18 protein-coding genes and 2 riboswitches are annotated in these 18414 nt (G+C 68.0%); of the genes, 7 read left to right on the top strand and 11 right to left on the bottom strand.

Annotation, left to right across the window (positions count from 1 at the left end; all coding sequences use genetic code 11):
* Positions 1–36: 36 nt before the first annotated feature.
* The 4 genes from IHD13_RS14965 to rbsK are packed head-to-tail and all read right to left on the bottom strand — an operon-like array spanning position 37 to position 3892.
* The gene (locus tag IHD13_RS14965; protein WP_195861832.1) at positions 37–852 is read right to left on the bottom strand and encodes an outer membrane protein OmpK; all 816 of its coding nucleotides are present in this window, start codon (positions 850–852) and stop codon (positions 37–39) included.
* A gap of 27 nt (positions 853–879) precedes the next feature.
* Entirely contained in the window at positions 880–1947 is a 1068-nt protein-coding gene (tal, locus tag IHD13_RS14970) for a transaldolase (RefSeq protein WP_195861833.1), read from the bottom strand.
* Positions 1944–2930 (bottom strand): nucleoside hydrolase, encoded by a 987-nt coding sequence (locus IHD13_RS14975; RefSeq protein WP_195861834.1) that lies wholly within the window; start codon positions 2928–2930, stop codon positions 1944–1946. The genes tal and IHD13_RS14975 overlap by 4 nt, the downstream gene beginning before the upstream one ends.
* Positions 2931–2941: 11 nt before the next feature.
* Positions 2942–3892: a ribokinase gene (rbsK, locus tag IHD13_RS14980; RefSeq protein ID WP_326838369.1), complete on the bottom strand. Its 951-nt coding sequence runs from the start codon at positions 3890–3892 to the stop codon at positions 2942–2944.
* Positions 3893–4408: 516 nt separating this feature from the next.
* On the opposite strand from rbsK, the gene IHD13_RS14985 reads away from it, so the two are divergent.
* Positions 4409–5410 carry a substrate-binding domain-containing protein gene (locus IHD13_RS14985; RefSeq protein ID WP_195861835.1) on the top strand — a complete coding sequence of 334 codons (1002 nt, stop codon included), beginning with the start codon at positions 4409–4411 and terminating at the stop codon, positions 5408–5410.
* Positions 5411–5554: 144 nt separating this feature from the next.
* Positions 5555–6145, top strand: coding sequence for an S-(hydroxymethyl)glutathione synthase (gene gfa / locus IHD13_RS14990; RefSeq protein ID WP_195861836.1), 591 nt, complete (start codon positions 5555–5557; stop codon positions 6143–6145).
* Positions 6146–6194: 49 nt separating this feature from the next.
* On the opposite strand, the gene IHD13_RS14995 is transcribed toward gfa, so the two are convergent.
* Positions 6195–6797: a class I SAM-dependent methyltransferase gene (locus IHD13_RS14995; protein ID WP_195861837.1), complete on the bottom strand. Its 603-nt coding sequence runs from the start codon at positions 6795–6797 to the stop codon at positions 6195–6197.
* Positions 6798–7158: 361 nt separating this feature from the next.
* Between IHD13_RS14995 and IHD13_RS15000 the strand changes: the two genes are divergently transcribed.
* A complete protein-coding gene (locus IHD13_RS15000) occupies positions 7159–7839 on the top strand; it encodes a CBS domain-containing protein (RefSeq protein WP_195861838.1) in 681 nt (226 codons plus the stop codon).
* Positions 7840–7910: 71 nt separating this feature from the next.
* Here the strand turns inward: IHD13_RS15000 and IHD13_RS15005 are convergent, their stop codons facing one another.
* Entirely contained in the window at positions 7911–9032 is a 1122-nt protein-coding gene (locus IHD13_RS15005; RefSeq protein WP_195861839.1) for an aminotransferase class V-fold PLP-dependent enzyme, read from the bottom strand.
* A gap of 196 nt (positions 9033–9228) precedes the next feature.
* On the opposite strand from IHD13_RS15005, the gene IHD13_RS15010 reads away from it, so the two are divergent.
* Entirely contained in the window at positions 9229–9759 is a 531-nt protein-coding gene (locus IHD13_RS15010) for a porin family protein (protein WP_195861840.1), read from the top strand.
* A gap of 73 nt (positions 9760–9832) precedes the next feature.
* Here the strand turns inward: IHD13_RS15010 and thiC are convergent, their stop codons facing one another.
* From thiC to IHD13_RS15035, 5 genes are all read right to left on the bottom strand, one after another.
* Positions 9833–11722 carry a phosphomethylpyrimidine synthase ThiC gene (gene thiC / locus IHD13_RS15015; protein WP_195861841.1) on the bottom strand — a complete coding sequence of 630 codons (1890 nt, stop codon included), beginning with the start codon at positions 11720–11722 and terminating at the stop codon, positions 9833–9835.
* Positions 11723–11800: 78 nt separating this feature from the next.
* A riboswitch (TPP riboswitch) is annotated at positions 11801–11922 on the bottom strand.
* A gap of 204 nt (positions 11923–12126) precedes the next feature.
* Positions 12127–12795: a thiaminase II gene (tenA, locus tag IHD13_RS15020; protein ID WP_195861842.1), complete on the bottom strand. Its 669-nt coding sequence runs from the start codon at positions 12793–12795 to the stop codon at positions 12127–12129.
* 58 nt (positions 12796–12853) lie between these two features.
* Positions 12854–13011, bottom strand: a riboswitch (TPP riboswitch).
* Positions 13012–13223: 212 nt separating this feature from the next.
* Entirely contained in the window at positions 13224–14144 is a 921-nt protein-coding gene (locus IHD13_RS15025) for a lysophospholipid acyltransferase family protein (RefSeq protein WP_195861843.1), read from the bottom strand.
* A 3-nt stretch (positions 14145–14147) separates the two neighbouring features.
* A complete protein-coding gene (locus tag IHD13_RS15030) occupies positions 14148–14522 on the bottom strand; it encodes a DUF4870 family protein (RefSeq protein WP_195861844.1) in 375 nt (124 codons plus the stop codon).
* Positions 14523–14583: 61 nt separating this feature from the next.
* The gene (locus IHD13_RS15035; protein ID WP_195861845.1) at positions 14584–14964 is read right to left on the bottom strand and encodes a VOC family protein; all 381 of its coding nucleotides are present in this window, start codon (positions 14962–14964) and stop codon (positions 14584–14586) included.
* A gap of 80 nt (positions 14965–15044) precedes the next feature.
* On the opposite strand from IHD13_RS15035, the gene IHD13_RS15040 reads away from it, so the two are divergent.
* The 3 genes from IHD13_RS15040 to IHD13_RS15050 all read left to right on the top strand — a co-directional run bounded on the left by IHD13_RS15040 (position 15045) and on the right by IHD13_RS15050 (position 18301).
* On the top strand, positions 15045–15737 hold the full coding sequence (locus IHD13_RS15040) for a class I SAM-dependent methyltransferase (RefSeq protein WP_195861846.1): 693 nt from the start codon (positions 15045–15047) through the stop codon (positions 15735–15737).
* 207 nt (positions 15738–15944) lie between these two features.
* Positions 15945–17345 carry an MFS transporter gene (locus IHD13_RS15045; protein WP_195861847.1) on the top strand — a complete coding sequence of 467 codons (1401 nt, stop codon included), beginning with the start codon at positions 15945–15947 and terminating at the stop codon, positions 17343–17345.
* Positions 17346–17527: 182 nt separating this feature from the next.
* Complete coding sequence (locus tag IHD13_RS15050) at positions 17528–18301, top strand: enoyl-CoA hydratase-related protein (RefSeq protein ID WP_195861848.1); 774 nt, start codon at positions 17528–17530, stop codon at positions 18299–18301.
* Positions 18302–18414 lie beyond the last annotated feature (113 nt).

Genomic DNA, 18414 nt, shown 5'->3' on the forward strand with positions numbered 1-18414 from the left:
TTCCTTCATGATCCGGGCTGTCGGGGCGCGGGGCCCTTACAGGAAGTTGAACTTGAGGGTGTAGATCATGGCGTTCTGGTAGGCGTCGGGGGTGCCCAGCTTGTTGTTGGCATAGCGGTACTGCACCCCGGTGGTGAGCCGCTCATGGGGGTGCCACCAGAGGCTCACCGCGCCATTGGTGCCGACCGGGCCGGCCGCCTCGCCGACATAGTTCTGCTCGAGGTAGGCGTCGGCGCGGGCGAAGGTCTGTTCGTGCCAGTTGGTGACGCTGAAGGCCTGGTCGAAGGCCTGGAAGTCGTAGCCGGCGACCCAGCCGGCCATGTAGCCGTTCATGCCGGTGTGGCCGCTGCTCTGCACCCGGGCCGCCCCGAAGAAGGGCTTGACCCAGAGGCCGTTGGCAAAGGTGTGGCGGAAGCCCAGGCCGAGGACCTGGTCCTGCTCGCGGCTGTTGAAGCCCGGGTCGCGGAAGTCGTAGACATGGGCATAGAGGGAGAAGGGCGAGTCGCCCAGGTAGAAGTGCGAGGTCAGCTTGGCGGCGGTACGGCGATTGTCCTGGCCGCCGCTGGCCGCGTCGAAGCGGCTGTTGCCCGGGTTCTCGAGATCGGCGAAGCCGTAGAACTCGCCCCACTCGAAGCCGGCGCCGCCCTCCAGTTCCAGGTAAAAGAAGTCGCTCTTGGCGGCGTTGTCGGCGGTTCGCCGCTCGGTGCCGCCAGACCAGTCCAGGTAGTTGAGCGAGGCATTGGCGAAGGACCAGACGGGGGTCAGGGTATCGGCCTGCAGGGCGGTGGGGGCCAGCAGGGCGCCGCCGAGCAGGGCCGGCAGCAGGCGACGGGAAGCTTGGGAAAGAGGCATCTTGTTCTCCTTGTGAGGGTAAGGGGGTCAGGCGACCCGCTCGAGCAGGGCGTCGAAGGCGCGGTCGAAGGCGGCCAGGCCCTCCGCTTGCAGGGCGTCGCCCTCGGCGTCGAGATCGATGCCGAGGGCCGTCAGTGCGGCGAGCTGCCGCCGGGCGGCGTCGAGGTCCCGGGTCAGGGTCTCGGCGGCCTCGCCGTGGTCGGCGAAGGCCTCGAGGGTCGCCGCCGGCACGGTGTTGACGGTGTCGGGACCGATCAGCTCCTCCACGTAGCGCACGTCGGAGTAGGCCGGGTCCTTGGTGCCGGTGCTGGCCCACAGGCAGCTCGGCGGCCGGGCGCCGGCGGCGCCCAGGGCGGCGAAATCGTCGCCGCCGAACACGTCCTGCCAGCGGGCATAGGCGGCCCTGGCGGAGGCGATGGCGGCGGTGCCGCGCAGCTCGGGAGCGGCTTCCGCCAGCCGCGGGTCGAGGCGGGCATCGACCCGGCTGAGGAAGACGCTGGCCACCCCGCGCAGGCCGGCGACCGGTAGTCCGGCGGCATGGCGGGCGGCCAGGCCCTCGCGGAAGGCGGCGAAGACGGCGTCGAGCTGGCGCGGCGAGAAGATCAGGGTGACATTGATATTGATCCCGGCGGCGACGGCGTCGCGGATCGCCGGCAGACAGGCCGGCGTCGCCGGGATCTTGATCATGGCGTTGGGACGGTCGATGGCCGTCCACAGCCGGCGGGCCTCGGCCAGGGTGGCGTCGGCGTCCTGGGCCAGGCGCGGCGAGACCTCGAAGCTGACATAGCCCTTGTCACCCCGCGATTCATCGTAGCGGGGACGCAGCAGGTCGCAGGCCTCGCGGATATCGGGCAGCACCAGGGCCTCGAAGCGGCGCTCCGGGTCCGGCGCCTCGGCGCGCAGCCGGGCCAGGTCCTCCTGGTAGAGCGGGTCCTCGGCGAGGGCCTGGTGGAAGATCGCCGGGTTGGAGGTGACCCCGGCGATGGCGTCCTCCTCGATCAGGCGGCGCAGCCGGCCGCCGCGCAGCAGCTGGCGCGACAGTTGGTCCAGCCAGACCTGCTGGCCGAAGTCGGCGATGCGGCTCAGTCGACTCATGACGCGGTCTCCTCGGTGTCGATAAAGGTTTCCATGAAGAGGGTCAGCAGGCGCTCGGCGTCCACACCCACGCAGACGCCCTGGGAGGGCAGGCCGTCCCAGTCGCCGGGGGGAAAGTCCCGGTCGTCGGGGCGCTGCAGGGTCTGGCCCATGGCGATGCCGTCGGTGACCGCGCGCACCGGCCCCCGGCGCACCTCGAACAGGCTCGGGTCGATCACATAGGCCACGGCGCTGGAGTCGTGGACATAGCAGCCGTCGATGGCCTCCCGGGCCGAGTAGAAGCCCACGTAATGGCGGGAGATCTGCCACATGAAGTCGCCATCCTCGCCGCCCTGGTCGCGCAGGCGGGCGAAGTCGGCGTTGCTCATCAACACCCGGTGGGTCACGTCCAGGCCCACCGCGGTGACCGGCCAGGGGGCGGTGAAGACCAGGTCGGCGGCCAGGGGGTCGCCGTGGATATTGGCCTCCGCCGCCGGGGTGACATTGCCGCCCTGGCCGCCGACGCCGAAGGCGCCGCCCATGATCACCACCGCCTTGACCAGCTCGGCGATCGCCGGGTCCTCCTTGAGGGCCAGGGCCAGGTTGGTCAGGGGCCCCACCGCCACCAGGGTCACCTCGCCGGGGTGGGCGCGGACGGTGTCGATGATCCAGCGATAGGCGGGGCGCGGGTCCGGCGTGCGGCTCGGCGCGAAGCTCTGGCCGACGTTACCCAGGCCGTCGTCGCCATGCACCATGGCCGGCGGCGGCGACTTGGCCATCGCCAGGGGCTCCCGGGCGCCGCGGGCGATGGGCACCTCGATGGCGAAGCGCTCGGCCAGGTAGCAGGCGTTGGCGGTGGTGGTGTCGATGCCGGCATTGCCGTGCACGGTGGTGATGCCGAGCAGCTCGATGGCCGGGTGGCGATGCAGGAAGAGCAGCGCCATGGCGTCGTCGACGCCCGGGTCGGTATCGAAGATCACCTTGTGAGCAGGGGCGGAGGTCATTGTTGTTCTCCTCAGGGAGTGGCGGGGGGGAGTTCGTGGCGATAGGGGATCGCCGTCTGGGCGCCCGGGCGGGTGACGGCGATGGCGGCGGCGGCCTGGCCCTCCTGTAGGGCCGTGATCACCTCGGCGCCGCGGGCCAGGGCCGCGGCGAAGGCGCCGACGAAGGTATCGCCGGCGCCGGTGGTATCCACCGCCGTGACCGGCCGGGCGGGGGCGTGGTGGAGGCCCGACTCGAGGCCCGCCACGACGCCCTGGGCGCCCAGGGTGATCAGTACCCGGCGACAGCCCAGGGCCTGGAGCCGCTCGATGGCCCGGGCCGCCTGGTCGGGGTCGGCCACGGGGCAGCCGCTAAGGGCCTCGGCCTCGCTCTCGTTGACCACCAGCCAGTCGACCAGGGCGAGCAGTTCGCCGGGCAGCGCCATGGCCGGGGCGGCGTTGAGCAGGGTGGTGGCACCATGGGCCCGGGCGCGCTCGAAGGCGTGGCGTACCGTCTCGAGCGGCACTTCCAGCTGGCAGACCACCAGTCTGGCCGAGGCCAGCAGGGCCTCGGCGGCCTCCACATCGGCTGGCGTGAGCTCGGCATTGCTGCCGGGGATCACCACGATGCTGTTCTGGCTGGCGTCATCGACCTGGATCATGGCCACGCCGGTTGCTCCGGCGGCGCTGGTGCGCACGGCCTGGTGCCGGATGCCTTCGCGAGAGAGGTTGTCGCGCAGGGCATGACCATGGGCGTCGTCGCCGAGGCAGCCGACCATCACCGTGGCGGCGCCCAGGCGCGCCGCGGCCACGGCCTGGTTGGCGCCCTTGCCGCCGGGGGTGGTGGCGAAGCCGTGGCCGAGCAGGGTCTCGCCGGGCACGGGATGGCGTGGCGTGCGCACCACCAGGTCCATGTTGAGGCTGCCGACGACGACGACGTCGGGAGCATCACCGCTGGGGGGAGTGAGGGGCGTAGAGAGTGTCACTGTCTTGATCCTGAGGGTTGAGGCTAGTTCAGGGCTCGCCGGGCAGGCACGGGCGGGTCGCCGGCGGGGCCGGATCGAGGGCGTGCTGAGCGGGAGGCGGCGGCTGGGTCGGGGCGCCGAGTGTGGCGGCGGCACCGGATGGTGCGGAGAGGGCGCGGGTGCCTTCTCGAGAGGCGCCTGTCGGAATAGGGAAGCGAGTGGGCTGGCATGGGAGCTTGCCTCTGGGTCTTGTGGTTGTTTTTTGCCTACCCTAGGCAAATAAAAACGATTGCGCAATCGTTTTTATTTGTCCGATAGGCTAGCCTGGCAAGCAGATCCCGGCACCGACACCTGGCGGGCCCTGAGCTGCCCACCGTGTGGCTTGGTCAGAAAATCAAGGGGTTATCTGGTGCATCCCTGGGCGGCGGCGGCCCGGATCGCGTATCCTGAGCATCGCGACCCGGAACCGGTCCCCGGGGCGAGGCGATACCGGTCGGCAGGTCGGGCGGTCAATGAGTGCAATGGCGGAGGCAGCGGATGGTGACGATTACCGATGTGGCGAAGGCGGCGGGGGTCTCGGTCTCCACCGTTTCCCATGTGGTGAACGACACCCGCTTCGTCAAGCCGGAGACCCGGGCTCGGGTGATGGCGGCCATCGAGCGCCTCGACTACACCCCCAGCAGCTCGGCGCAGTCGTTGAAGAAGAACGTCACCCATACCGTCGGGATGATCGTCACCAGCTCCACCAACCCCTACTTCGCCGAGGTGGTTTCCGGGGTGGAGGCGGCCCTCTATGCGGCGGGCTTCAACCTGATGCTGTGCAACTCCGGGCGCGATATCGACAGGCAGCGCAGCTATATTCGCACCCTCAAGGGCAAACGCATCGATGGCCTGCTGGTGCTGGAGTCGGTGATCTCCGAGGAGTTCCTGGCGCTGCTCACCGCCTGCCCCTTCCCGGTGGTGCTGATGGACAACGAGGCCCCGACCCTGGCCAGCGTCGTCGATGATTCCGAGCAGGGCGGCTACCTGGCCACCCGCTACCTGATCGAGCAGGGCCATCGAGAGATCGGTTGCATTACCGGCCCCGCGGACCATTACCAGTCCCGGCAGCGCTATCGCGGCTTTCGGCGCGCCCTCGCCGAGGCGGGGCTCGAGGTCGAGCCGGCCTGGGTCCAGGCCGGCAACCTGGAGGTCGGCGGTGGCGAGGCCGCCATCCAGGCGCTGGCCGCCGGTCCGCGGCGTCCCACGGCGCTGTTCGCCTTCAACGACCTGCTGGCCCTGGGGGCCATCGGTGAGGCGACTCGCCGCGGCTGGCGGGTCCCCGAGGCGCTGTCGATCATCGGCTACGACGATATCGAGATCGCTCGCCTGCTCTCTCCCTCCCTGACCACCCTGCGTCAGCAGACCGACCGCCTGTGTCGTGAGGCCTGCCGGCTGTTGACGGCGGCCATCGCCGCCAAGGAGCCGGTCTTCGAGCAGGTGCGAATCGCGCCGCAACGGGTGATTCGCGACTCGGTGCGTGAGCCGCCGACGGATTAACCCAGGCGCCGGTCATCGAGCCGGGGCGGGTCGGAGCACGGCGGGTGATCCGCGACTCGGTGCATGAGCCACCGACGGATCTACACTGATAGGTGTCGCGCCGGAAGGCCTGGCCTTCCGGGATTCCCTAGAGGAGGCGTCACCATGAACGATACCGTCAAGCTGCATCCGGCGGTGGATAACGGCATCACGCCGGCCGATCCGGACTTCGACGGAGCCACCCTGCTGTGTCGCTGCAAGGAGCAGCAGGTGGTGGTGGCCATCCATGAGCAGTGTCAGCATAACCACCTGTGCGGCTGCACCAAGTGCTGGAAGCCCGAGGGCGCCCTGTTCTCCCAGGTGGCGGTCGTGCCCCGGGCCAGCGTGCATGTCATCGCGCATCCGGAAAAGCTCGAGATCCTCGACCGCAAGGCGGCGATCCGTCGCCACGCCTGCACCGGCTGTGGCGTGCATCTGTTCGGGCGCATCGAGCAGAAGGGCCATCCCTTCTATGGCCTCGATTTCATCCACCCGGAGCTCTCCCACCATGGCGGCTGGGCGCCGCCGGGCTTCGCCGCCTTCGTCTCGTCGATCATCGAGTCCGGGGTCGATCCGGGACGCATGCCGGTGATCCGTGAGCGGCTGCGGCAGCTCAAGCTGGAGCCCTATGACTGCCTGTCGCCCACCCTGATGGATGCCATCGCCACCCATGTCGCCAAGGCCAAGGGGGTGCTGGGCGACGAACGGGCCGCCTGATTATCGCCCCCGTCGGGTGGGTGCCCGGTGGGGGGCGATGGCCGGGAGATCAGCGGTGGCAGGTATAGAGATGGGCCGGCAGGATATTGAGCGGTTCGAAGCCTTTCTCGACCCGGGTGAAGAGGCGGCGCAGGTCGCCTCCCACCTTGGGCGAGAATTGATAGATGAGCATGGCGCCCTCATCGCTCAGCGCTTCCCGGCTGTCGTGGAGAATGCGCTCGCGGCACTCGCCGGGCATGGTGCTGAAGGGGATCCCGGCGACGATATAGTCAGCGGGTGGCAGGTCCAGCCGGCTCAACTCCGCCTGGATGGTCTCGGCGGAGCCGGCCACCACCTGCAGGCGCGGGTCGGGGAGCGACTCCCCCAGGTAGGCGACGAAATCCGGGTTGGTCTCCAGGGCCAGGAGGGTGGCGTCCGGGGGCAGCCGGGCCAGGATCTCCCGGGTGATGGTACCCACCCCGGGGCCGTACTCCACCACCACCCGGGCTCGGTCCCACTCCACCCGATCGAGGAGCCGCCGCACCAGAAAGGGAGAGCTGGGGATAATGGAACCCAGCATGCGCGGATGCTTGAAGAAATTCCTGGCGAACAGCGAGAGCTGGGCGCGTCGTGATGGGGCTAGCACGCGACTGGGGCGGTCGGGCACCGTCATGGGCGTCTCTCCTGCGATGGGCGGGTATGATTCCACTCTAGCAGCCCGTCGGACTTAACGCCGATCTACTGCGAATCCCGGGCTTTCGGTGAACTTCTTTCGATCCGACGACTTGAATCGCCTGTCATTCGCCTCATCCGATCGATCAACGCCTCTCCCAATCCGTGATTCAGGTGACGATCGGTCAACCCCGATCGACCGCCAGCAACCCCGTCGGCCTGGCGCCGATTCCCTGCGGGCCGGGCAAAGGGGACTTGTCCTGGATCAAGCGTCGTGATTCGCGACTCTGCTACATTCAGAGAATGATCAGGCATCGGGAGCCGATCCTGGCCTCCCGGGCCCAGGCCAACGAGGGAATGCTATGCAAGCCGTGGATATCATGACGCCCAATGTCATCACCGTCGCTCCGGATACCCAGGTGCAGGAGGTGGCGCGGTTGCTGCTGGAGAATCATATCAGTGCGGTGCCGGTGGTGGATGCCGAGCAGCGGGTGCTGGGGATCGTCAGCGAGGGCGATCTGATGCGCCGCATCGAGGCCAATGGCGAGCGGCCGCGCCACTGGCTGCGCGCCCTGTTCGAGACGCCGGCGAGCCCCCTGGACTATATCAAGTCCCATGGCCGCACCGCCGAGCAGGTGATGACTGCGCCGGTGATCCAGGTGAAGCGAGACATGCCGCTGGACGAGATCGCCCGCTTGCTGGAGAAGCATCGCATCAAGCGGGTGCCGGTCACCGAGGAGGGGCGATTGGTCGGCATCATCAGCCGGGCCAACCTGCTGCGCGGTTTCTCGGTGGCGGGCCTGGAGGAGGGCGCCACCGTGGATGATCGGGCCATTCGCGACCGCCTCCATAAGGAGCTGGAGGAGACCCTGGGCCTGGGCCAGATCAATGTCATCGTGGTTCAGGGCGAGGTGCAGCTGTGGGGCCTGGTGGACAGCGCCGAGCAACGCAAGGCGGCCCAGGTGGCCGCGGAAGACATCCCCGGCGTTAAGCGGGTGGAGAACAACCTGGGCATGTTGCCGCGGGGATTAAGTGGCGCCTAGCAGTCTGTTGGAAGCTCGAAGGGGTGGCCTTAGGCCACCCCTTCGTCGTTCTGCTCCAGCGCCGTTGCCGGTCAGCTCAGCCGGTCCAGGGCCTCGGCCAGGGTGGTCACGCTACGCTCCACGTCGAGCAGCTTGTCGAGGCCGAACAGGCCGATACGGAAGGTCTGGAAGTCGTCGCCCTCGTCGCACTGCAGGGGCACTCCGGCGGCCACCTGCAGGCCGGCGGCCATGAACTTGGCGGCGATGCCGGCATCCTCGGTATAGCTCACCACCACCCCGGGGGCAGCGAACCCCTCGGCAGCCACGCTGGCGAAGCCTCGAGCCGCGAGGAGTTCGCGCACCCGGCGACCGAGTTCCAGCTGGGCATCGCGAACCCGCACGAAGCCGACCCGCTCGGTCTCCTCCATGATATCGCGCAGGCGGCGCAGGCCGTCGGTGGGCAGGGTGGCGTGGTAGGCGTGACCGCCCTGCTCATAGGCCTGCATGATGGCGTGCCACTTGCCCAGGTCCATGGCGAAGCTGCTGCTGGTGGTGGCCTCCAGGCGCTGGCGGCCGCGCTCGGAGAGCATCACCATGGCGCAACAGGGGCTGCCGCTCCATCCCTTCTGGGGGGCACTGATCAGCACGTCCACCCCGCTGGCTTGCATGTCCACCCAGAGGGTGCCGGAGGCGATGCAGTCCAGTACCAGCAGGCCGCCCACCGCATGCACCGCCTCGGCCAGGCGGCGGATATAGTCATCCGGCAGCAGCATGCCGGAGGCGGTCTCCACATGGGGGGCGAAGACCAGGGCCGGGCGCTCGGTGGCGATGCTGGCCTCCACCTCCTCGATGGGCGCGGGAGCGAAGGGCGTCCGGGCACCTTCACCCTGGCGGCGGGCCTTGTGTACCACCTCGCTGGCGGGGATATCGCCCATGGCGAAGATCTGGCTCCAGCGGTAGCTGAACCAGCCGTTACGAACCACCAGGACCTTCTGGTCGGTGGCGAACTGGCGAGCCACCGACTCCATGCCGAAGGTACCGCTCCCCGGCACGATCACTGCCGCCTCGGCACCATAGACCCGCTTGAGGGTGGTGGAAAGATCGGTCATCACTGTCTGGAAGGCGCGGGACATATGGTTGAGGGCGCGGTCGGTGTAGACCACCGAATACTCCAGCAGGCCATCGGGATCCACATCGGGCAGCAGGCCGGACATCGTGCTCTCCTGGATAGGGGCAAGGTCTCCTCAGGATATTCGCTTCGCCGACTAACGGCTAGTGCCGATGCCTGGTGGGTGGAGTCGAGCTACTGCAGTCGGGCTCGGGACTGAAAACATTTCATTTGCGCCCTGGGGAACTCTGAGCCACACTGCGAGAGGTGTTAAAAAACACCGTTCTTTAATGGAGGTGGTCATGAGATTTCTTGTTGCCGCATCTGCCGCGGCCCTTCTGGCGGCAGGGTCCTTCGCTACCACGGCGCAGGCCAATCAGCATGGCTTCTATCCCCAGGGATATGTGGGGGGCGATGCCATGTTCTGGGACCTTGACCCTAAGGGGAGTTCCTCGGTCAATGACGTGGGCCTGCGACTGCGGGGCGGCGTTCAGTTGAACGAGTTCTTCGCCGTGGAGGGGCACCTGGGTACCGGTGGCTCCGATCGGGTGGGGGGCACCAAGGTCGAGCTCGACTATGTGGTCGGTGGCTTCGCCAAGGGGATTCTGCCGATCTCCCAGGAGTTCCGGCTCTATGGCCTGCTGGGCTACTCCGAGGCTCGCTTCGACTTCTCGCCGGGTGGGCGAGATCGCGAGAGCGACTTCTCCTATGGGGCCGGGGCCGAATTCGAAGTCGCCCCCAACCTCTCCGTGGGCGCCGACTATATCCGTTACCTCGACAAGTCCGACTTCAATTTCGATGCCGCCAGCGTCGGGCTGCGCTATCACTTCTAACTCGCGCCCGTCATTCACGACGCCCCCGCTCACGGCGGGGGCGTCGTCGTCTCTGGCCCGATAAGGGCCGGGCTCAGACTTCCTGGTAGAGCTCGCGGCCCGTGTCGCGGAACTTCTCCGCCTGTTCCTCCATGCCCTTCATCACCGCCTCGGCGTCGCCGGTGAGGCCGTGCTCGGCGGCGTAGTCGCGCACCTCCTGGGTGATTTTCATGGAGCAGAACTTGGGCCCGCACATGGAGCAGAAGTGGGCCACCTTGGCGGAGTCCTTGGGCAGGGTCTCGTCGTGGTACTCGCGGGCGGTGTCCGGGTCCAGGCCGAGGTTGAACTGGTCCTCCCAGCGGAACTCGAAGCGCGCCTTGGAGAGCGCATTGTCGCGGCGCTGGGCGGCCGGGTGACCCTTGGCCAGGTCGGCGGCGTGGGCGGCGATCTTGTAGGTGATGATGCCGGTCTTGACGTCGTCCTTGTTGGGCAGGCCCAGGTGCTCCTTGGGGGTCACGTAGCAGAGCATGGCGCAGCCGTACCAGCCGATCATCGCCGCGCCGATGCCCGAGGTGATGTGGTCGTAGCCCGGCGCGATATCGGTGACCAGCGGTCCCAGGGTATAGAAGGGCGCCTCGTCGCAGTACTCGAGCTGCTTGTCCATGTTCTCCTTGACCAGGTGCATGGGCACGTGGCCGGGGCCCTCGATCATCACCTGGACGTCGTGCTTCCAGGCGATACGGGTCAGCTCCCCCAGGGTCTTGAGCTCGGCCATCTGCGCCTCGTCGTTGGCGTCGGCCACCGAGCCGGGACGCAGGCCGTCACCCAGGGAGAAGGCGACATCGTACTGCTTGCAGATCTCGCAGATCTCCTCGAAGTGGGTGTAGAGGAAGCTCTCCCTGTGGTGGAAGAGGCACCACTTGGCCATGATCGAGCCGCCCCGGGAGACGATGCCGGTGACCCGCTTGGCGGTCAGCGGCACATAGCGCAGCAGCACGCCGGCGTGGATGGTGAAGTAGTCCACGCCCTGCTCGGCCTGCTCGATCAGGGTATCGCGGAACACCTCCCAGGTGAGGTCCTCGGCGACCCCCTTGACCTTCTCCAGGGCCTGGTAGATGGGCACGGTGCCGATCGGCACCGGGGCGTTGCGGATGATCCACTCCCGGGTCTCGTGGATGTTCTGGCCGGTGGAGAGGTCCATGATGGTGTCGGCGCCCCAGCGGATGCCCCAGGTCATCTTGTCCACTTCCTCCTCGATGGAGGAGGTGACCGCCGAGTTGCCCAGGTTGCCGTTGATCTTCACCAGGAAGTTGCGGCCGATGATCATCGGCTCGGACTCCGGGTGGTTGATATTGTTGGGGATGATCGCCCGGCCCTCGGCCACTTCCCGGCGCACGAACTCCGGAGTGATCTCCTCGGGCAGGCGGGCGCCGAAGCCCTGACCCGGATGCTGGTGGCCGAGGATGCGTTCGACCTCTTCCGTTCCCAGCGCCTGGCGGCGCTGGTTCTCGCGCAGGGCGATAAATTCCATCTCCGGGGTGATGATCCCCTGGCGGGCGTAGTGGAGCTGGGTGACGTTTTTCCCGGGCTTGGCGCGGCGCGGGGTGCGGGTCAGGTCGAAGCGCAGCTGGGCCAGCGTCGGGTCATTGGCGCGACGCTTTCCGTACTCGCTTGTCGGGCCATCGAGGAACTCGGTGTCACCCCGCTCCTCGATCCAGGCGCGGCGCAGCTCGGGCAGTCCCTTGCGCAGGTCGATGCGGGCCTCCGGGTCGGTGTAGGGGCCGGAGGTATCATAGACCAGCAGCGGCGGGTTGGCCTCGTCCTCACCGGAGGTCTTGGTGGGCGAGAGGCTGATCTCGCGGAAGGGCACGCGGATGTCCGGGCGCGAGCCTTCCACATAGACCTTGCGCGAGCCGGGCAGCGGCTGGACGGCGGCGGCGTCGACCCTGGCGGTCTCGGCGAGGAAGTGGGCGGTCTTGCTCATGGTGTTCTCCCTAGGGTTGTCGGGGTCTTGTCAGGGAGGACAGCTGGGGAGGACAGGGGCGGCCGGCGAGTGGGTGCCGGCGGCGTGTCGCTTGATCCCTACGCTGGTCCTAGCCAGTTCAGGTTCAACGGGATCCATGCTGTCTCTATGGTGGGAGGGCATGATCTCAGCCGTCATCAACGGCACCCCGTCAAGCGTGTGGTGCCCGCTATCGCCAGCGGGCGGGTTTATTGCCGGGAAGTCCTGCCTGGAGTCCGGGGCTGATCCGGCGACAGGTCTACGAGGGGCGCTGTGAACCCCTCCCTGGGCGCTACCGATGCCATCCCTGGCATAGGACCCCCTCTACGACCTGTCCCCGGCGCCCCTCACGTCCGCGCAGTGGCAATAGGTATAAAGACTGTGGGCTAGTCGGCGCGATCCAGGCCCATCTGCCAGAAGTCGATCTCGAGGCGCGTGGCATCGCGGAATACCGTGGCCAGCTCCTCGAAGCGCCGCGGCGTGACCTCCGCCAGGCGGCCGTTCAGCCAGGCGATCTCGTCGCGCATGGCGGCCTGGAAGTCATCGCCGGCGTACATGGCGATCCAGGCGTCATAGGGGTTGGCCTCGCCGCGCACCGTGAAGGACTGGGCGGCCAGCCACTGGGCGATCTCGCCATAGCCCACCAGGCAGGGAGCCAGGGCCACATGCAGGTCGAGGAGGTCGCCGCGGTTGCCGGTATCCAGCACATAGCGGGTATAGGCCAGGGTGGCCTTGGCCTCCGGCAGGGCGGCGAGCTCCGCCTCGTCGATGCCCCAGTCGCGGCAGAAGTCGATATGCAGCTGCAGCTCCACGTCGAGGATGGTCTTGAGGCCGGCATGGGCATGGCGCAGGTCGGCCAGCGACCGGCTCTTGTAGGCGGCCAGGGCATAGGCCCGGGAGAAGTGGATCAGGAACAGGTAGTCCTGCTTCAGGTAGTGGCGGAAGGCCCCGGCCTCCAGGGTGCCGGCGCCCAGCTGGCGCACGAAGTCGTGCTCGATATAGGCGCGCCAGTCATGATGGCAGGCACCCTTGAGATCGTCGAAAGCGTAGCCCATGCAACCTCCGGTGGTGGGATCCGGAGTGGGGCGAGAGGGGGAGGGCGAATGGCGACCAGGCCAGGGCCCGCCTGATTCCCTACGCCGGTTCATATGGGCGCGACAGCGCACCATTTCACCCGGATCAGGTTCTACGGGATCGGCGCTCGGTGGCAAGTCAGTGGCCTGCCAGCCCGCGCCATCTCAGCCGGTCTACCGGCACCCCGTCAAGCGTCGGGCCTAGTCTAGCAGCTTGGCGATCAGATACCAGGTTGGTTTATGGAAATATTTTCCATTTATTTGGCGCTAGGCGCTGTCTGAAAAGTCGGCGAGCGAAGGCCAGGCAAGGCAAAAATCGGCGAAAAGACGGAGTTTACGCAGTGTAAATGAGTACTTTGAGCCGATTTTTAACGCCGTATGGGCGAGCGCAGTCAGTTTTCGGACAGTGCCTAGTAGAGGCGGAAGGAGCCATGGTCGGGATGCCCCTGCTGCTCCTCGATCACCTTGCGGTAGCGCTTGTATTCCCACTGGTACTGGGCCGGCTCCAGGGCGATGGCGGCCTCCACGCAGGCGTTGACGCCGGTGGCGGACTCGACCTCGTCCGGCGAATAGACGCGCTGGTCGGCGGCCAGGAAGTGGATCTCGAAGCCCTGGCCGGGCAGGCGCCGGGCCACCCCGGTGACCACCCGGGCCCGGGTGCGGGCCACCAGCTTGGGCAGCAGGGTCGCGGTATAGGCCGGCCGGCCATAGAAGGGTGCGAAGACGCCGCTCCCCCAGTCCGGCTCCTGATCGGGCAGGATGCCCACCGCCTCGGCCCGCTTGAGGGCCTTGAGCAGGGCCGCCACGCCGCGGGGGTTGGTGGGCACCAGGCTCGCGCCCATGCGCTCGCGCCCGTCGCGGATCACCGGGTCCAGGTCGGGGAGCTTGGGGGGCTCGTACATGGCGGTGAAGGGGAAGTGTCCGGAGAGCCAGAAGTTGAGCACCTCCCAGTTGCCGAAATGGGGGGCCAGCACGATCACTCCTTGGCCGGAGGCCCGGGCTTCGTCGAGCAGCTCGCGGCCGTGGACGGCGAGGATCGATGCCTCCACCCGTTCCGGAGGCGCCATCCAGGCGAAGCCCAGCTCCAGCATGGTGGCGGTGGAGTGGGTCAGGCTGGCCCGAGCCAGGCGGCGCCGCGATTGGCTATCCAGGTCGGGGAAGACCTCGCGCAGGTTGATCTCGGTGACCTCCCGTTCGCGGCGGCTGAAGCGATGCACCAAGGGCCCGGCGAGGCGCGCCAGGCGCCACAGGGTGCCCAGCCGCCGTCCGGCCAGGCATCGCCACAGGGTGGCGATGGCCCGGGCCTGGTATCGATGCTTGGCCTCACTCATGGCTCAGACCAGCCAGGTGTCCACGTTGGCCGGGGCGCGCTTCTCCTGGAGCCCCTTGAAGCCCTTGACGCAGCGGATGATCATCCACACCGCCAGGGCCAGCATCAGCAGGAAGCCGATACCGATCAGTGCCAGCACCAGGCAGATCAGGCCGTAGACCAGGCCGATCCAGAAGGTGCGGATCTGGTAGCGGTAGTGCTCGTCGAGCCACTGGGGCCCCTTGCCCCGGTAGACGTAGGCGATCACCAGGCCGATGATGCCGGTGAAGCCGACCACGAAGCTGGCCAGGAAGAGGGCATAGACCACCATGGCCATGGTGGTGTCCGGGGCCTGGCCCTGTTCGGCCACCACGCTGTCGTTCTGCAGGTTGTCGTTCATCGATCATCCTTGGGAAGTACCAATCGGCCGACCATGATACCCGCCCGGCGCGCCGTTGCCATCAGCCGGCAGGGCGGCAGATCTCCAGCAGGTTGCCTTCCGGATCGCGCAGGTAGAGGGCTTCGATGGGGCCCGAGGCGCCCAGGCCCGGCACCGGGCCCTGTTCCAGGGGGATGCCCAGTACGTCCAGGTGATGACGCACCTCGTCCAGGGGCAGGCGGCTGCGCAGGCACAGTGCCTGGCTGCCCGGGAGGGGGGTGGCGGCCTGGAGGTCCGTCGCCTGGGCGGGATCGAGCAGCCGCAGGGCCAGGCCGTCCAGCAGCAGATCGACCCGCCCGGCGTCCCGATAGCGCACTTCCAGGCCCAGCACGCGGCTGTAGAAATCCACGGCGCGGGGCAGGTCGGAAACCGGAATCAGCAGATGATCGAGGGCGGCAAGCATGGGGCAATGACTCCTGAGGGGTGTCAGCGGCCGCCAAAGCGGGTAGCCTTGGCGGCGCCGTTCGTCAAAAGCATACGATGATGAAGCCCTCCCTGTCCCTACCCGATCGCCCGCTACCCGTCTCGCCGGATCCCTGCCCGCTCTGTGGCGCCGTCGAGGCCGCTCACTTCCACCGGGACGCCCGCCGCGACTACTACCGCTGTGGGGCCTGCGCCCTGGTGCATGTACCGGCGGCCTACCGTCTGCCCCCCGAGGCGGAGCGGGCGGTCTACGACCAGCACGAGAACTCCCCGGATGATCCGGGCTACCGGCGCTTTTTGGGGCGGCTCTTCACCCCCTTGAAGGCAAGGCTCGCTCCCGGCGCCGAGGGCCTCGACTTCGGTGCCGGGCCGGGGCCGACCCTGTCGGTGATGTTCGAGGAGGCCGGGCATCCCATGGCGATCTACGATCCCTTCTTTGCCCCGCATCCCGAGGTGCTGGAGCGCCACTACGACTTTATTACCGCCACCGAGGTGGTGGAGCATCTCTACGCCCCCGGCGAGGAGCTGGCGCGGCTGGTAGGCCGGCTGCGCCCCGGCGGCTGGCTGGGGCTGATGACCAAGCGGGTGACCTCCAGGGAGGCCTTCGTCGGCTGGCACTATATCCTCGACCCCACTCACGTCTGCTTCTTCGGCGAGGCGACCTTCCGGTGGCTGGCGGAGCACCTTGGCCTGGAGGTGGAGTTTCCCGCCGCCGATGTGGTGCTGCTGCAGAAGCCCCATCGCCAGGGGTAACCGAAAGCCTCGGCAAGCTTTGGTGGTTGGTTCGATAACATCGCGTTATTGAAGCGAAAGTCCGGCGAAGTTCGGCGAAAAGGGCTTGGCAGGTCGGCATGCCGGGCGTATAGTCGCCGCGCGATTCTCTAGCCAGGCCGTTCCGGTCCGGCCACGCACCTCCTATTCTTGCTCTCTGGTTCGCTTTCTCGTTGCGAGGCTTCGCTTATGTCGCGGCAGTTGTTGGCCATGGCGCTGGCGCCTTTGCTGGGGCTCTTTATCCTCGGCATCGGCAACGGCTTCCTGGCCACCCTGATCACCCTGCGCCTGGATGGCGCCGGCTACTCGGCGCTGGTCATCGGCTGGGTGTCGTCGGCCTACTTTATCGGCCTGGCCCTGGGCGCCCTGTTCAACGATCGCCTGCTGCTGCGCATCGGCCATATCCGCGCCTACGGCGGCTTCGCCTCCCTGGTGGCGGTCACCGTGCTGCTGCAGTCCCTGTGGCTCGACCCCTACGCCTGGTTCGTGCTGCGCCTGATCGGCGGCTGGGCCACGGTGGGGGTTTTCCTGGTGATCGAGAGCTGGCTGCTGACCGCCTCTGACTCCCGAGTGCGCGGGCGCCTGCTGGCGCTCTACATGATCGCCCTCTATGCCGCCGGGGTGATCGGCCAACTGCTGCTGGGCGTTACCGACGCCGCCGGCGAGATGGTGCCCTTCGTGGTGATCGGCCTGCTGGCGTCGTTATCGGTGCTGCCCATGGCGATGATTCCACGGGTCTCGCCGCTGATCGAGCATGCCGAGCCGCTGCCACCCCATCGGCTGATCACCATTACCCCCACCGGGGTGATGGGCAGCTTCGGCTCCGGACTGGCGGTGGCCGCCATCTATACCCTGCTGCCCCTCTACCTGCAGCGCAGCGGCCTCGGCGTCGACCGGGTGGGGCAGATGATGGCGGTGGTGATCCTCGGCGCCATGCTGCTCCAGTACCCCATCGGCCGCTGGTCCGATCGCCACGACCGCCAGCAGGTGCTGATCCTGATCGGCGCCTTCTGCGCGCTGATTTCCCTGGCGATTCTCGTGCTGCCCGGCGAGCCCTGGATCCTGGCGGGGCTGCTGTTCTTCCTCGGCGGCGGCGTCTTCGCCCTCTACCCGGTGGCGGTCAGCCACGCCGCCGACCGGGCCCCCGCCGGGGCCCTGGTGCGCATGAGCCAGGGCCTGCTGCTGATCAACGCCATCGGTTCGACCCTGAGCCCGCCCTTGATCACTCCGGTGATGACGGCACTGGGCGACGGCGGCCTGTTCTGGTCGCTGGGCGGCCTGGGCGTCTTCCTGGTGCTCTTCTTCGCCTGGCGGCGCAGCGTGCGTCCGGCGCCGCTGCCGGTGGCGCCCTTCGTGCCCACCACGCCCCAGTCGGTGGTGGGGGCCGAGCTCACCGTGACCGAGGAACTGGTGCAGGGGGCCCTGGAGCACGAGCATGTGGAGGACCTCTCCGAGGTGGTGCCGGAGGTCGAGGTGGCCGAGCCCCTGGTGGGCCCACCCCGGGAGGAGGACGATCATATCGCCTACTTCGATACGGATGCCGAGGCGGGCGCGCCCCCCGACGAGCCCCGGCCCTCTTCCATCGGCTAAGCGATGCGTCGGCCCATAGCGCCCGAGATCCCGGATCTCGGATCTCGGGCGTGTTGCGTGGTGTGCCGGGTCGGACGCCGTGGAGGAGGGCTCGACAAAGGGGGGATTGTCGCCCAACCAAGCGTTCGCTAGGGTTGGTGGGCAGGTATCGTCAACCAGACATCACCGTCCCAGGAGCCACCATGAGCGAGCAACTGATCGAAGTCGTCGACCAGGCGGGCATCGTCACCCTGACCATCAACCGTCCCCAGGCCCTCAATGCACTCAACAGCGCCGTCCTGAGCGAACTGGACCGTTTGTTAGACGAGCTCCAGGCCCGCGAGGACCTGCGTGCGGTGCTGATCACCGGCGCCGGCGAGAAGGCCTTCGTGGCCGGCGCCGATATCGCCGAGATGCGCGCCAAGACCCCGGAGCAGGCGCGCCGCTTCGCCCGCCAGGCGCTGGCCACCTTCAAGCGGCTGGAGGCCCTGCCGGTGCCCACCGTGGCCCTGGTCAACGGCTTCTGCCTGGGCGGCGGCTGCGAGCTGGCCCTGGCCTGCGACTGGGCGGTGGCCAGCGACAACGCCATCTTCGGTCAGCCCGAGGTGCTCTTGGGAGTGATCCCCGGCTTCGGCGGCACCCAGCGCCTGCCGCGCCGGGTCGGCCCGGCCATGGCGCTCGACCTGTGCACCACGGGGCGCAAGATCGATGCCGCCGAGGCCCTGCGCATCGGCCTGGTCAATCGGGTCATGGCCCAGAGCGAGTTGCCCGCCTATGTGGCGGAGCTGACCCAGCAACTGGGCGGCAATGGTCCGGCGTCGGTGCGCGCCGCCAAGCAGGCCATCCACGATGGCATGGACCAGGACCTGGAGAGCGCCCTGGCCCTGGAGACCAGCCTCTTCGCGCTGTGCTTCGCCGGCGACGAGCAGCGCGAGGGCATGAGCGCCTTCGTCGAGAAGCGCAAGCCCAACTTCTGAGGTCGCGCCGCCACGCAAGACGACGACGGGCAGGGGCCCCGGGGCCCCGGCCGCGTCATGAGAGGCGCGCGCCCCCCTCGCCGAAGTGTGTGTTTTTGTCTCTTAGGGCCGGT

The sequence above is a fragment of the Halomonas sp. 328 genome, assembly GCF_015645095.1.
In the GTDB taxonomy this organism is placed as follows: Bacteria; Pseudomonadota; Gammaproteobacteria; order Pseudomonadales; family Halomonadaceae; genus Bisbaumannia.

Excerpts from the sequence above, each read along its gene's own strand:
- IHD13_RS14995 (WP_195861837.1), bottom strand. The coding sequence starts at position 6,797 with ATGACGGTGCCCGACCGCCCCAGTCGCGTGCTAGCCCCATCACGACGC.
- IHD13_RS15030 (WP_195861844.1), bottom strand. The coding sequence starts at position 14,522 with ATGAACGACAACCTGCAGAACGACAGCGTGGTGGCCGAACAGGGCCAG.
- IHD13_RS14975 (WP_195861834.1), bottom strand. The coding sequence starts at position 2,930 with ATGACCTCCGCCCCTGCTCACAAGGTGATCTTCGATACCGACCCGGGC.
- gfa (WP_195861836.1), top strand. The coding sequence starts at position 5,555 with ATGAACGATACCGTCAAGCTGCATCCGGCGGTGGATAACGGCATCACG.
- IHD13_RS15000 (WP_195861838.1), top strand. The coding sequence starts at position 7,159 with ATGCAAGCCGTGGATATCATGACGCCCAATGTCATCACCGTCGCTCCG.
- IHD13_RS14985 (WP_195861835.1), top strand. The coding sequence starts at position 4,409 with ATGGTGACGATTACCGATGTGGCGAAGGCGGCGGGGGTCTCGGTCTCC.
- IHD13_RS15010 (WP_195861840.1), top strand. The coding sequence starts at position 9,229 with ATGAGATTTCTTGTTGCCGCATCTGCCGCGGCCCTTCTGGCGGCAGGG.
- IHD13_RS15005 (WP_195861839.1), bottom strand. The coding sequence starts at position 9,032 with ATGTCCGGCCTGCTGCCCGATGTGGATCCCGATGGCCTGCTGGAGTAT.
- tenA (WP_195861842.1), bottom strand. The coding sequence starts at position 12,795 with ATGGGCTACGCTTTCGACGATCTCAAGGGTGCCTGCCATCATGACTGG.
- IHD13_RS15025 (WP_195861843.1), bottom strand. The coding sequence starts at position 14,144 with ATGAGTGAGGCCAAGCATCGATACCAGGCCCGGGCCATCGCCACCCTG.
- thiC (WP_195861841.1), bottom strand. The coding sequence starts at position 11,722 with ATGAGCAAGACCGCCCACTTCCTCGCCGAGACCGCCAGGGTCGACGCC.
- IHD13_RS15050 (WP_195861848.1), top strand. The coding sequence starts at position 17,528 with ATGAGCGAGCAACTGATCGAAGTCGTCGACCAGGCGGGCATCGTCACC.
- IHD13_RS15045 (WP_195861847.1), top strand. The coding sequence starts at position 15,945 with ATGTCGCGGCAGTTGTTGGCCATGGCGCTGGCGCCTTTGCTGGGGCTC.
- tal (WP_195861833.1), bottom strand. The coding sequence starts at position 1,947 with ATGAGTCGACTGAGCCGCATCGCCGACTTCGGCCAGCAGGTCTGGCTG.
- IHD13_RS14965 (WP_195861832.1), bottom strand. The coding sequence starts at position 852 with ATGCCTCTTTCCCAAGCTTCCCGTCGCCTGCTGCCGGCCCTGCTCGGC.
- IHD13_RS15040 (WP_195861846.1), top strand. The coding sequence starts at position 15,045 with ATGAAGCCCTCCCTGTCCCTACCCGATCGCCCGCTACCCGTCTCGCCG.
- IHD13_RS15035 (WP_195861845.1), bottom strand. The coding sequence starts at position 14,964 with ATGCTTGCCGCCCTCGATCATCTGCTGATTCCGGTTTCCGACCTGCCC.